Origin of the sequence: Candidatus Pelagibacter communis (assembly GCF_001180205.1) — a bacterium.
Lineage (GTDB): Bacteria > Pseudomonadota > Alphaproteobacteria > Pelagibacterales > Pelagibacteraceae > Pelagibacter > Pelagibacter ubique_O.
In genome coordinates this window covers 1-11,573 of sequence record NZ_CVSU01000046.1, presented here as the reverse complement: position 1 = coordinate 11,573, position 11,573 = coordinate 1, and the positions used below count along the sequence as shown (strand labels likewise).

Here is an 11,573-nt window from a genome sequence, read left to right as displayed (position 1 = left end):
GCCAAGGTGGAACAGGTACTTTTGTTATTGTTGGTGGAACAGGAAAATATGAAAATATTTCAGGAAGTGGCAATTCAAGTCGACAAAATATAAGAGGTAAAGCTGGTATGGCTCACTCTATGAATCAAATGAGTGGTGAATATACTTATTAGAAAGGAAATATATGAAAAAATTAATAATCACTTTATTTGGGATATTTTTTATAACCAATTCAGTTTTAGCTGATGGACATGTGAAGAGAATTATATCTACAAGTCAAACTGGAATGGGTAACGAAATAAAATATCCCTCAGGTAAAGCGATGATAACAGCTTTTGAGTTTACTGTCCCTGTTGGAGGTCCAGTTGTTGCTCATACTCACTCCTTTCCAGTGTTAATAATGATTCAACAGGGAGAGATTGAACTTACCCAAGGCGGTAAAAGCTATATCTATAAAGCTGGAGATGCATTTGTTGAAGATGTAGGTGTAGTCCATGAATCAAAAAATATTGGAAACGTCCCAGTTAAAGCTATGGTTGTTGCAATAGGAGTTGAAGGTCAAAAAATTATGACACCAGTAAAATAGAAAGAGAAAAAATGAAAAAAATAATTTTTACGTTTTCATTGATTTTGCTAACAGCAACTTCACATGCAAAAATAAGTAATAAAGAAATATCCGATTCTTTAAAATGTGCAGGAATTTTTACATCTACTCAATTTATTAAACAAGGTGAGCTTCCAAATGGAGATTTAGCTTACAAAGAAAATAGTTTGGCTGCAGCAAAGGTTACTAGAGAATTTCTTACAAATGAGGGTGTTTTAGAGGATAAAATAAATTCAAGTATAAATTCTACTGTTGATGAAATGTTTGGTAAACCTTATCAAAAAACTTTAATGGATAATTGCTATGCGTTTATTTTCAAATTAATACCAAATGGTAAAGAGAAAGTAGAGGAAACTTCTAAAACAATTTATGGAGGATAAAATATGATTATAAAAATAGAGGAAAATATAAAATCGTTTTCAGCATGGAGGGATATGGTTAAAGATAATGCTGAAAAAATTAAAGGATTTGGTGCAACCATTATTTTTGCTGGTGTATCAAAAGAAGATGCTTCAAAATTTACAGTAATTGTAAAATATGCAACTATGGAGGGGTTTGAGGCATTTAAAAATGATAAAGAACTTCACGCTGCAAGAGCTGCAGCTGGAGTTGATTTAGATTCTGCAAAAATCACTCCCATGGATGGAGACTTTATGGAAAATTTTTCAGGATAATAAAATAGGAGGAAAAAATGGAAAAAGAAATGCTAGTAGTAGCAAAGTTAAAAGAAGGTACTTTTGAGAAATTCATGGGATTTATGCAATCACCTGAAGGACTTGCTGAAAGAGCAAAAGTTGCAGTCGTTGAAAAAACAATTGGAACTGTAACTCCAGACAAAAGTACTGTAATGTTTAAAATATTTTGCACTGATGAAGCTGCACTTCATAAGTTTATAGAGGGTACAGAGGTATCAAAACCAATAATGGATGAAGTGTTAGACAGTTACTCAATATATAATTTAACTAAGGTTAAATAGAAAGCTGAGGCTACACATACTGACTAATCTCTGCTAGACTTAGTAACTAAATTATTAGTAACAAGGAGGAAAAATGGCTGGAATAGAAGTAAAAAGTTTTGATAAAGCAGATGAAGTAAATGATAATTTTAATAATGCTAAAATTGAAGCTGTCAAAGTAGGAAACCAAAGATTGATGAAACTTACTTTGCAACCTGGTTGGCAATGGTCAAAAGATATAAAACCAACAGTTGGTGGCGATAGCTGCCAAGCAACACATCTTGGTATAATTATCTCAGGTGCTGTTTGTGCAAAACATAATGATGGAACTGAACTAACTTATAAAGCTGGTGATGCATATTCAATACAACCAGGTCATGATGGATGGGTTGTTGGAGATAAACCAGCAGTAGTATATGAATTTCATGGAATGTGGGGCGAGTAATGTCTAAATTTTATGTAATTGGAAAGGCAAGTCCTGAGTTATTAAAAAAAATGCATGCTGAACCTGCTGCAGATAGAGGTGCAGTAATGAAATCTATGTGTGATAGCTTAGGAGTAAAAGCTGTAAGTTATGAGTGGTTAAGAGGACGTTTTGATGTTCTTTTCTGTGTTGAAGGAGATTATGAAAGTGTTCTTGCTATGAAAGTAACTGTTTTAAATAGTGGAATGATGTCAGATCTGATGGTTCATGAAGTATTTGATTACAACAGTGCATTTAAAAAGGCAGCTGATGTTTCAAAAAGTTATAAAAAACCAGGTGAATAAATAGAAAGGAATAATATGTCTATATTAGAAAAATATAGTGCTGCAATAAAAAATAAAGATGAAGCAGTGATGAATGATCTTTTGCATGATAATTTTAAATTTACAATGCATAAGTCAGGAAATGTTTTAGGCAAAAGTGATGTTATCAAATGGGCGATGAGTGGTGACATAAATCAAGATAAAGTAAGAGTTGTTTATGAAAATGATGAAGTTGGTGTTCATCATTCATTTGTCACTTTTGATGATGGAAATGTAGAGGCTGTAATGGCAGTTTATAAATATGATAATGGAAAAATTGTTAGTCTAGAAACTGGTGCTACACCTATGCCAAAGTAAGTGAGTGATATTGATTTTTATTTTTCGATAGGGAGTACTTACACCTATCTTTCTGTAACAAGAATACTTGATGTTGAAAAACAGCATCAAGTAAAATTTAATTGGAAACCCTTTTCAGTTAGAGCAATTATGAAGGAAATGAATAATATCCCATTTCCAAAAGATAAAATCAATAAAGTCAATTACATGTGGAGAGATATTGAAAGACGAGCAGAAGGATATGGTTTTTTTGCTAAGACACCAGTTCCCTACCCTCTATCTGAATTCGATTTAGCAAATCAAATAGCAATCCTTGGTTTTGAAAAAGGCTGGGGAGAAAAATTTGTAATGCTGACTTATAAAAAATGGTTCCAAGAAGGCAAAGAACCTGCAATTGAACCTAGCCTTTCTGAGGTTTGTACTGAATTAAATTTAAATAAAGATGAAATAATATCAGAAGCAAAATCAGAAAATATAGAGGTAAAATACAACGAAAACACAAATTCAGCTCGTGAAAATAAAATTTTTGGTAGTCCATCTTTTATAGTGAATAATGAAATTTTCTGGGGAGATGATAGAATGGAAGATGCTATTAAATGGTCTCTTAAATAATTCTATATATTCTCTCAAAATTCATTTAAAGTCATTGTATGAGTCTTGCTAGTTCATACTTATTTTTAGGTATTGCGGTATTTTTAGGTGTAACTTCTAATAGTTTTGCAAAAAGTGCTGAGGGTTTTACACTTCTTGTTCCAAGCATAATTACAGCAATTACAATTGTGTTGTGTATGTATGCACTTTCATTAGTAATGAAAAATATTCCTATGGGAATTACTTACGCCTCTTTTGCGGGACTTACAATTATAGCGACAGTCATTGTTGGTGTAATTAAATATAATCAAGTTCCAAATTTATATTCTATGATAGGCCTAGCATTTATTATAGTTGGGGTATTAATGGTAAATTTATTAGGAAATCAATAATATGAAACCTTTGTTGGGTTATTTATTTTTAGCTTTAGGTATTTCTTTTGGAATTGCATCAAATAGCTTAGCCAAAATTTCTGAAGGATTTACAAAATTAACTCCTTCTGTTTTATGCATTCTATTTATGTGTATTACAATGTTTTCAATTGCAAAGGCAATGCATGCTCTTCCAGTTGGTTTTGCTTATGCAACATATAGCGGGCTAACTGTAACGGGGGTTGTTCTATTTGCAGTATTAAAACTTAATCAGGTTCCAAATATTTACGGAATTGTAGGAATAATATTAATTATTGTTGGTGTAATTATGGTTAATTATCTTGGACGGCTAAACTGATATTTTTTTAAAATCTCTGGAAGTCTATGATATCCATTATCATTTAATGGCAACTCAAACTCTTCCTCAACATTTGTAATATCTAAAGGCGAATATAAATGTGGATACATATCTCCATTTGAAGCTTGTTCCCATAGTAAGTGCTCAAGTTTAAATGCATTCACTTTTAATAAAAGTAAATTTTCTTTTTTTAGATAATGTCTTCTAAGCGTTTCCTCTACTTGATCTTCCTCTGAGAAATGTATGTAACCGTCTTCAACATCTTTTTTTGATCCTCCATAGGTTCCGGTTTGTTTGGCTTTTTGCCATTCATCTTTATCAATAATTTTGAAAATAAACTCTAAATTCATTTTACCAGGAAGAGTTTGGACCTTTTAAGAATTCTTTTTCTTCTTCAGTAGATTCTCGTCCTAAAATTTCATTTCTATGTGGATATCTATGAAATAATCTAATAGCTTTTGTATGATCCTGCCAAAACTTTTTAATTTTATTATATTCTTCATGCTCTCTTAAATATTTATTTAATAAATAATATGCCATTTCGTGATCACTAATTTCCTCACTATGAATTAAAGGTAATAGCATAAAAAATCTTTGATCAACATTCATTGTTTCTAAATAACCAGAGTAAACTGCATCATTTACAATTAATCTTGTTTTTTGGTCCTGATCAAAAGCTCTTTTATTGCCTCTAAATAAATTTCGGGAAAACTGATCAAACAAAATTACAAGAGCTAGACAGCTCATTGGGTTATCTTGCCAATCGTCATACTCATTATTACATGCAAGCTCATAATCTTTTTGAAAATTTTCTCTGATTTTTTTATCAAAGATGTCATCTTTTTTGAAACGCATTTCAAAAGGGGTTTCTTTAAACCAAAAATCTAAAATAACTTGTGCTCTTTCTGGTATCATTTAGAGACTGGTTTCAATAATTTTAGAAAATTATTATGAATTTTTTTATTTGAAGAAACTAAGATATTTCCAGCGTTAGCGGCATCTCTATTATCCCAAGTACTAATGATACCACCTGCTGCCTTAATAATTGGTATAAGTGGGTGAATATCCCAAATTTTATTTGAGCACTGTATTACTATGTCTACTCTTCCTTCTGCTAAGTGAGAATAACTTAAAGCATCACTGCATGGAAATTGCATTAATTTCAAAATTTTTGGAATTTTTTTTTGTTTATTTAATGACAACCATCCATGAAATGCTGCAGAAACCTTTACATTTTTAAATGTAGCTTTTTTATTTACTGATAATTTTTTCTTTTTTCCTTGAGAAACAACATAAGCAAGTTTGTCAGAATAATTTAAATAATATTTTTTAAGAACTGGAAAGTTTGCTAATCCTAAAATTGGTATTCCTTTAAAATTTAATGAAATTAAGTTACTCCAAGTTGGGTTTCCTATAACGTAGGATCTTGTTCCATCTATAGGGTCAATTACCCAAGTATAATCACTTTTTGAATTTGTTGAACCATACTCTTCACCAATAACTTGGTGTGTAGGAAATTTTTTTTTAATCCTTGAACGTATAAATTTTTCAAAAGCCCTGTCTGAAGTAGTTACTGGATCATAACCTTTACCTTTAAGCTTGTTAGATACTTTAAAGGTTCTGTTCAATTTTGAATTATAGAACTTAGTTAAATCCTTTGCTAATTGATTTAAAAAACCAGCATATATAGGGTATTTTTTTTTATCAAAATTAATCACACAGAACTCTTACTATTTAATTTATGTTGATTAAAGTTAAATTTTAAATAATCCTCAGGTAGTAATTATGAAAATTGAACTAAATCAAAATAAGGTTTTTTACAATAATGGATCCGAAAAAAAAGAAATTCACCCATTCTGGTTACGTGAAAGAGTAAATGGTGAAGAATACTTAGATAAAGGAACTCAACAAAGACTTTTCGATCCTACTTCCTTAAATAGTAATATTTCAATAAATAAAGCAAATATTAATGAAAAATATTTGGAAATTGATTTTAATGATGGTGTAAATTCAAAGCTAGAAATTGATAAAATTGCTTTAGAATTTTCTAAAGAGGATATTGTTATTAAATCAATAGAAAAAACTAAATGGGACTCGGGACTTAAAAATATTAAAAATTTTCAGTATCAAAAAGATTTTTATGAAAGTAAAGAAATGCATGATTTACTCGTTTCTTTTTATAAATATGGATTTGTTATTATAAAAAATATTCCAACATCAAAAAACTATATTGTAGAATTTGCAAATTCTATTGGAAGTGTACGAAGAACAAATTTTGGAGAATATTTTAATGTAAAATCTAAACCAGACCCTAATGATCTTGCTTATACGTCTTTAGCCTTAGCTCCTCATACTGATAATCCTTATAGAAATCCTGTGCCTTGTATTCAGTTATTACATTGTATTGAAAGTAAAGTATCAGGCGGACTGTCATCTTTAGTTGACGGTTATACTGTTACGGAAGAATTAAGAAGTAAGTTTCCAGAATTTTATGAAATTTTAACAGAAGTAAAAGTTAGATTTAGATTTGTAGATAAAGAAGTAATATTAGAAACCATCTCGCCATTAATTGAGCTTAACGATGATAAAAGTTTTAAACAAGTTAGATTTAGTCCTAGACTAGACTACGTTCCAATTTTAGATAAAGAAAAATTAGATCTTTATTATCGAGCAAGAAAGAAACTATCTGAAATGTATAATTCTGAGAAATATAGAATTGAATTTAAACTTGAGCCTAAAGACTTAATAATGATGGATAATCATCGATTACTACATGGTAGAACATCTTATGAAACTAAAGAAGGTGAAAGATTTTTACAAGGTTGTTATATTGATTTTGATAGCACCGAAGGGAAACTTAGACATTTAAAAAGAAAATTTAATCTTTAAATAATTTTTCTATTTGTGCCTCTGCATCACTTATTGATTTTTCATAATCTAATGCCATTTGATCTGCACTTATAATATCTACTTTTTCAATTCCAAAAAAATTCAGGATAAATTTTAACCAAGGAGTTAAGAAATCTTCAGAGCTGTTCAATTTGGTTCCTCCAGAGGTTATTACTAAATAGGCATGTTTATTTTTTAATAACCCTTCCCGTCTCCCATTAGGTTTAAATCTAAAAGTTTCTCCAATTCTAGCTGCTAAATCTGACCACGCTTTAAGTGTTGCGGGGGGACCATAATTGTAAATAGGAGCTGAAATTATAATCACATCACTTTCTTTTAACTCTTTTACTAGTTTGTCAGAAAGTTCGAACATTTTTTTGTGGTGCTCTGTCTGATCTTTTTCATCAATTTTCATACCTGACTCTGTAAGTCCGCTTACAAAAAACATTTCATCATCTAAATCACGATAAATAACCTCATCTCCAGATTTTTTAATTTTCTCTAAAAGTTTTTTAGCCAGTGCACGTGAGGTTGATCCTTTTTTTCTAGCACTTGAATCTATTTGATAAATCTTCATTAATACCTTTTATCCGAATTTTTGCATAAAAGGAAAGATTTCAATTATATAAAATCCAATCGCTTGTAATTGGTTAGTTAAGATCAAAATACCTGTTACTAAAAGAATAATTCCACCAATTTTTGATATTAAATTAATATTTTTCCTAAAGTTCTTAGAAAATAATAAAAATCTTTGAATTAAATATCCTGATAAAACAAAAGGAATTGCAAGTCCTAATGAGTATAAAATTAATAATATGACTGCTCTAGATAAAGTTTCTTCAATAGATGCTAAAGCTAAAATTGAACCTAAAATTGGACCAATACATGGTGTCCAACCAAAACCAAAAGCAACACCAATTATATATGGAAAAAGAATATTTCTTGACTCTTTAGCATCAAATCTTTTTTCAAAATTTAAGTAGGTAATATTGATTATTCCTATTAATTGTAGAGAAAAAATTATTATAACTATTCCAGCTACAATTCTTAATATTTCTGAATTTTGTAAAAGTGTTTGACCTAAAAATGATGCAGAGGCTCCCAGAAGAACAAAAACTGTTGAGAACCCTAAACAAAATAAAATTAACGGTAAAAAGTTTATTTCTTTTTTATTTAATATTTCTTGTAAGGATTGACCAGAGATATAAGAAATATATCCAGGTATTAAAGGTAAAACACATGGAGACAAAAAACTTATTAATCCTGCTCCAAAAGCAATTAAATATTCAAACATTTATCCGGTATTTTTCATTGCAGCAGATATACCTGCTATAGATGTCATTAAAGCATCATCAAGAAATTTTTTATCTAACTTTTTGTATTTTTTATTTGTTAATTTATTCATTATATTTGCCTGTAAAATGTTTAACATCTCCGTATAATTACTCCTAATGAACAGTGCTTTTCTAAATTTTTTTCTTTCTTTTACCACCTCCCTTGGAGTTATTTTATTATGCAATTTGACCAGTGCATCAAATTGATATCTTAATTTTTTACCAATTCTCCTTAATGGAGCATCAGCCAAATTATTTTCATAAATAACTGATATTTCTGGATCGACTTTTGAAATTACCATGTCTAAAATATCCATAGTAGAAACAAAATATGGCCAGTTCTTTTCCATATCTATCATAGTTTTTTTAAATTTTTTTATTGATCCATATCTCAAAGCCTCTGTTGTTCCTAACCAAGCTGGTAACATTAATCTAATTTGTGTCCATGCAAATACCCATGGTATTGCTCTTAAACCCTGAATATTATCAACATTCTTCCTTTTTGTTGGTCTGGAGCCTATAGCTAACTTTCCAAGAGACTTGTGAGGTGTTACTGTTTTAAAATATCTGATAAAGTCTTCGCTTTGATTTAAATATTTTCTATAAGCAGATGTTGAAATTTCAGACATACTCTGAATTAACTCTCGCCAATTAGGCTTTGATCTAGGGGGTGGATTTAAAGAGGCATCCATAACCGCTCCGATGTAGCTACAAAGATTGTATTCAGCTATAGGTTTGTATCCATATTTTTGTTGAATTACTTCTCCCTGATCAGTAATTCTGATTTTACCATTTACAGTTCCAGCTGGTTGAGATTTTAATGTTGCCTGAATTGGACCACCTCCTCTTCCTGGAGATCCTCCTCTACCATGGAAGAAAACCAAATCAAACTTATATTTTTTAGCTAGACCTCTTAATTCTTCTTGAAGTTTGTATTGATGCCAGCTAGCTGATAATTTGCCTGCGTCCTTACTTGAATCTGAATATCCAATCATTACTTCTTGTTTAGCACTTGTCATTTTTCTGTACCAAGAAAGTTTGAATAAATTTTTCATAACACTGTTTGCATTTTTTAAGTCTTCTAAGGTTTCAAAAAGTGGTACAACTCTTAAAAAATTCTTTATTTGCGCTTGTATTTGTAAAAAATAAACTGATAAAATATCAGATGCTTTAGATGTCATTGAAATAACATAAGCACCCAAACATTCGTTGGGGGATTTTGATATCTGTTTAAATGTATTCCAAACTTCCTTATTTTCTTTGTCAGTTATTTTTATTCTATCAACAAAATATTTTTTTTCTTTAATTGATTTATTTAATAATTTTATTTTTTCTTTTTCACTTAAAGAATTGTATTTAATATTATATTTTTTTCTAAAAAGTTCATTTAGAAGTTTACTATGTCGATCTGCTTCTTGTCTTATATCTAATCTAGCAAGATTGATACCAAAACATCTTACTCGTCTCATTAAGTCTAGTAAATCTGCATTTGCAATATGGTCTCCCTTATTTAATTTTAAAGAATTTCTTACTTCTCTCAATGGAAGTGTAATTTCATATTTATTTTGTATCAATTTCTTTTCATCTAGTATCGAATTATTATTTAAATGATTTTCGATTAGCTGATGTGTTAATCTTACTTTATCTCTGATTGGTCTTAGAAATACTCTATACGGCTCAAAACTATTTCCAGTTACTTTTTTAATTTTTGGCGAACATTCTTCCATTGATAAATCTTGTATTAATTTTGTAAGCTCTTTGTCGTATAATTTTGCAGCCTGCCATCGAGAAAATAGCAAAACTTTCTTAGTGACCTCAGCAGTCACATTTGGATTTCCATCTCTATCTCCTCCCATCCAGGATCCAAATTGAATTGGATTAAAGTCTCTAGGTAAATCTTTCTTTAAATTTTTTCTAAATATATCATTAAGTCTCTTATAAACTTTGGGTATTGTATCCCATAAACTATCCTCAATTACTGCTAAACCCCATCTTGCCTCGTCTAGTGGGGAAGGTTTAGTCCTTTTAAGTTCATCAGTTTTCCATATTATGGCAATTTCCGAGTATAACTGTCTGTCTAATTCAATAATCTTAGATGGATATTTTTTATAAAGATGCCTTTGTTCCAGAATATAAATTAAATTTGCATATTTTTGAATTAAGGTCCTTCTTTTTACTTCTGTAGGATGTGCGGTTAAAACAATTCCAATATCTAGATTTGTAGCTTGTTTATAAATTTTTTTATCAGATATTTTTTTATTTTTAAAAAGACCTTCAATTAAATCCTCAATAAATAAATTTTGATTTTTATTTTTAAAATATGGATTTTCGTATTCATTAAGCTTTCTTGAAGCATCAATTGATTCTGCTAGGTTTAATAAATTTAGAATATGTGAAAATGCTCTTGTTAATTTAAATATATTTTCAGGTGAAAGCTTTTTTACTTCTGTTGATATTTTTGAAAAAACTTTACTTTTATTTTTATCTGTTAGAGTATTCTTTGATAATAACCTAAATTTTTCAACAATATTAAAAAAAATCTTTCCTTCTTGATCTTTTATTACTTTACCAAGAAAAGTTCCTAACAATCTAAAATCTTCTCTTAAAAGCTTTGTGGGTATTCGCTCATAGTAAAGATCTCTTTTCTTCATTACTTAAAATAAATTTTTTCTGTAAAATTCCTTTCGAGTTAGTTTTTACACTAAAAAAGAAGCCAGAATATCTAAATTTTCGCAAATCTGCTTTGTTCATTCCTTTTGTTGCTGTTGAAACATAGAGTTCTTGATTATTTTTACCTCCAAATGCACAGTTAGTAATGTTTTTAGCTGAAAAATGAATTCTATGAATTAATTTTGCTTTATTGTTAAATACTGAGACACATGCCCCATGAAAATGTGCAACCCATAAATTTTTATTTTTATCTAAAGTCATTCCATCTGGAACTCCTTCCTTAGGAGAAAACTTTTTAAATATATTTTTACTAATTATTTTATTTTTTTTATTAATCTTGATTTTATAAATAGTTTTTTTCCGACTATCAGTGTGGTAAAGGTTATATTCATCAATAAATGCTGGACCATTTGTAATTCTATAATTTTTGTCAACTTTAGTTAATCTAAGATTTTTATCTAACTTATACAAAGATCCTTTTTCAACATTTCTTTCTAAATTATCCATGGTACCAAACCAAAGATTTCCAGCAGGATCTGTTTTACCATCATTTATTCTATTTAACTTTATTTTTGGCTCTATAGGTATTGATTTTAAAACTTTTTTTGATTTTAAATTTTGAATTCTTAATTCTCCCTGAAGACCTAAAATAAAAATATGATCTTGAATATGAGCAATGAAGCCTATTTCTTTATTAACTCGGAATATTTTCTTTTTTTTACTTTTAATATTTAAAGAA

The 11,573-nt window shown here is 29.4% G+C and carries 18 protein-coding genes; 11 read left to right on the top strand and 7 right to left on the bottom strand.

The window, feature by feature from the left end; genetic code table 11:
- Positions 1-163: 163 nt before the first annotated feature.
- The 10 genes from AMO08_RS02270 (at position 164) to AMO08_RS02225 (ending at position 3,941) form a co-directional block, all read left to right on the top strand.
- Positions 164-565: a cupin domain-containing protein gene (locus AMO08_RS02270; RefSeq protein WP_075484768.1), complete on the top strand. Its 402-nt coding sequence runs from the start codon at positions 164-166 to the stop codon at positions 563-565.
- Positions 566-576: 11 nt separating this feature from the next.
- The gene (locus AMO08_RS02265; RefSeq protein ID WP_075484767.1) at positions 577-963 is read left to right on the top strand and encodes a hypothetical protein; all 387 of its coding nucleotides are present in this window, start codon (positions 577-579) and stop codon (positions 961-963) included.
- 3 nt (positions 964-966) lie between these two features.
- Complete coding sequence (locus AMO08_RS02260; RefSeq protein WP_075484765.1) at positions 967-1,257, top strand: DUF3764 family protein; 291 nt, start codon at positions 967-969, stop codon at positions 1,255-1,257.
- Positions 1,258-1,274: 17 nt separating this feature from the next.
- Complete coding sequence (locus tag AMO08_RS02255; RefSeq protein ID WP_075484762.1) at positions 1,275-1,559, top strand: hypothetical protein; 285 nt, start codon at positions 1,275-1,277, stop codon at positions 1,557-1,559.
- Between the two features lie 73 nt (positions 1,560-1,632).
- Positions 1,633-1,983, top strand: a complete 351-nt coding sequence (locus AMO08_RS02250; RefSeq protein ID WP_075484761.1) for a cupin domain-containing protein — start codon at positions 1,633-1,635, stop codon at positions 1,981-1,983.
- Entirely contained in the window at positions 1,983-2,306 is a 324-nt protein-coding gene (locus AMO08_RS02245) for a hypothetical protein (RefSeq protein WP_075484757.1), read from the top strand. Before AMO08_RS02250 ends, AMO08_RS02245 begins: the two co-directional genes overlap by 1 nt.
- A 15-nt stretch (positions 2,307-2,321) precedes the next feature.
- A complete protein-coding gene (locus AMO08_RS02240) occupies positions 2,322-2,642 on the top strand; it encodes a nuclear transport factor 2 family protein (RefSeq protein ID WP_075484755.1) in 321 nt (106 codons plus the stop codon).
- Positions 2,643-3,233, top strand: a complete 591-nt coding sequence (locus AMO08_RS02235) for a 2-hydroxychromene-2-carboxylate isomerase (protein ID WP_075484754.1) — start codon at positions 2,643-2,645, stop codon at positions 3,231-3,233. It begins immediately after the preceding gene.
- Positions 3,234-3,271: 38 nt separating this feature from the next.
- Entirely contained in the window at positions 3,272-3,604 is a 333-nt protein-coding gene (locus AMO08_RS02230) for a DMT family transporter (RefSeq protein ID WP_075484752.1), read from the top strand.
- A gap of 1 nt (position 3,605) precedes the next feature.
- Positions 3,606-3,941 (top strand): SMR family transporter, encoded by a 336-nt coding sequence (locus AMO08_RS02225; RefSeq protein WP_075484748.1) that lies wholly within the window; start codon positions 3,606-3,608, stop codon positions 3,939-3,941.
- On the opposite strand, the gene AMO08_RS02220 is transcribed toward AMO08_RS02225, so the two are convergent.
- Genes AMO08_RS02220 through AMO08_RS02210 form a run of 3 tightly spaced genes read right to left on the bottom strand, consistent with a single transcriptional unit; the run spans position 3,920 to position 5,659 of the window.
- Positions 3,920-4,291, bottom strand: a complete 372-nt coding sequence (locus AMO08_RS02220; RefSeq protein WP_075484744.1) for a DUF952 domain-containing protein — start codon at positions 4,289-4,291, stop codon at positions 3,920-3,922. The genes AMO08_RS02225 and AMO08_RS02220 overlap by 22 nt on opposite strands.
- A 1-nt stretch (position 4,292) precedes the next feature.
- Positions 4,293-4,856, bottom strand: coding sequence for a DUF924 family protein (locus AMO08_RS02215; RefSeq protein WP_075484742.1), 564 nt, complete (start codon positions 4,854-4,856; stop codon positions 4,293-4,295).
- Entirely contained in the window at positions 4,853-5,659 is an 807-nt protein-coding gene (locus tag AMO08_RS02210; protein ID WP_256997640.1) for an inositol monophosphatase family protein, read from the bottom strand. The genes AMO08_RS02215 and AMO08_RS02210 overlap by 4 nt, the downstream gene beginning before the upstream one ends.
- A 67-nt stretch (positions 5,660-5,726) precedes the next feature.
- On the opposite strand from AMO08_RS02210, the gene AMO08_RS02205 reads away from it, so the two are divergent.
- A complete protein-coding gene (locus AMO08_RS02205; RefSeq protein WP_075484739.1) occupies positions 5,727-6,830 on the top strand; it encodes a TauD/TfdA family dioxygenase in 1,104 nt (367 codons plus the stop codon).
- Here AMO08_RS02205 and AMO08_RS02200 read toward each other — a convergent pair.
- The 4 genes from AMO08_RS02200 to AMO08_RS02185 all read right to left on the bottom strand — a co-directional run.
- A complete protein-coding gene (locus AMO08_RS02200; RefSeq protein ID WP_075484737.1) occupies positions 6,820-7,407 on the bottom strand; it encodes an FMN-dependent NADH-azoreductase in 588 nt (195 codons plus the stop codon). The genes AMO08_RS02205 and AMO08_RS02200 overlap by 11 nt on opposite strands.
- A gap of 9 nt (positions 7,408-7,416) precedes the next feature.
- Entirely contained in the window at positions 7,417-8,124 is a 708-nt protein-coding gene (locus tag AMO08_RS02195; RefSeq protein WP_075484735.1) for a cytochrome c biogenesis CcdA family protein, read from the bottom strand.
- Positions 8,125-10,815 (bottom strand): phosphoenolpyruvate carboxylase, encoded by a 2,691-nt coding sequence (ppc, locus tag AMO08_RS02190; RefSeq protein WP_075484733.1) that lies wholly within the window; start codon positions 10,813-10,815, stop codon positions 8,125-8,127. It abuts the gene before it with no gap.
- Positions 10,790-11,573, bottom strand: a 784-nt coding sequence (locus tag AMO08_RS02185; protein WP_256997639.1) for an SMP-30/gluconolactonase/LRE family protein, incomplete at its 5' end; no start/stop codon positions are given. The genes ppc and AMO08_RS02185, both read right to left, overlap by 26 nt.

Bases quoted from the DNA above. Each gene is read 5' to 3' on its own strand.
- AMO08_RS02270 (WP_075484768.1), top strand. From the start codon at position 164: ATGAAAAAATTAATAATCACTTTATTTGGGATATTTTTTATAACCAAT.
- AMO08_RS02265 (WP_075484767.1), top strand. From the start codon at position 577: ATGAAAAAAATAATTTTTACGTTTTCATTGATTTTGCTAACAGCAACT.
- AMO08_RS02260 (WP_075484765.1), top strand. From the start codon at position 967: ATGATTATAAAAATAGAGGAAAATATAAAATCGTTTTCAGCATGGAGG.
- AMO08_RS02255 (WP_075484762.1), top strand. From the start codon at position 1,275: ATGGAAAAAGAAATGCTAGTAGTAGCAAAGTTAAAAGAAGGTACTTTT.
- AMO08_RS02250 (WP_075484761.1), top strand. From the start codon at position 1,633: ATGGCTGGAATAGAAGTAAAAAGTTTTGATAAAGCAGATGAAGTAAAT.
- AMO08_RS02245 (WP_075484757.1), top strand. From the start codon at position 1,983: ATGTCTAAATTTTATGTAATTGGAAAGGCAAGTCCTGAGTTATTAAAA.
- AMO08_RS02240 (WP_075484755.1), top strand. From the start codon at position 2,322: ATGTCTATATTAGAAAAATATAGTGCTGCAATAAAAAATAAAGATGAA.
- AMO08_RS02230 (WP_075484752.1), top strand. From the start codon at position 3,272: ATGAGTCTTGCTAGTTCATACTTATTTTTAGGTATTGCGGTATTTTTA.
- AMO08_RS02225 (WP_075484748.1), top strand. From the start codon at position 3,606: ATGAAACCTTTGTTGGGTTATTTATTTTTAGCTTTAGGTATTTCTTTT.
- AMO08_RS02220 (WP_075484744.1), bottom strand. From the start codon at position 4,291: ATGAATTTAGAGTTTATTTTCAAAATTATTGATAAAGATGAATGGCAA.
- AMO08_RS02215 (WP_075484742.1), bottom strand. From the start codon at position 4,856: ATGATACCAGAAAGAGCACAAGTTATTTTAGATTTTTGGTTTAAAGAA.
- AMO08_RS02205 (WP_075484739.1), top strand. From the start codon at position 5,727: ATGAAAATTGAACTAAATCAAAATAAGGTTTTTTACAATAATGGATCC.
- AMO08_RS02200 (WP_075484737.1), bottom strand. From the start codon at position 7,407: ATGAAGATTTATCAAATAGATTCAAGTGCTAGAAAAAAAGGATCAACC.
- AMO08_RS02195 (WP_075484735.1), bottom strand. From the start codon at position 8,124: ATGTTTGAATATTTAATTGCTTTTGGAGCAGGATTAATAAGTTTTTTG.
- ppc (WP_075484733.1), bottom strand. From the start codon at position 10,815: ATGAAGAAAAGAGATCTTTACTATGAGCGAATACCCACAAAGCTTTTA.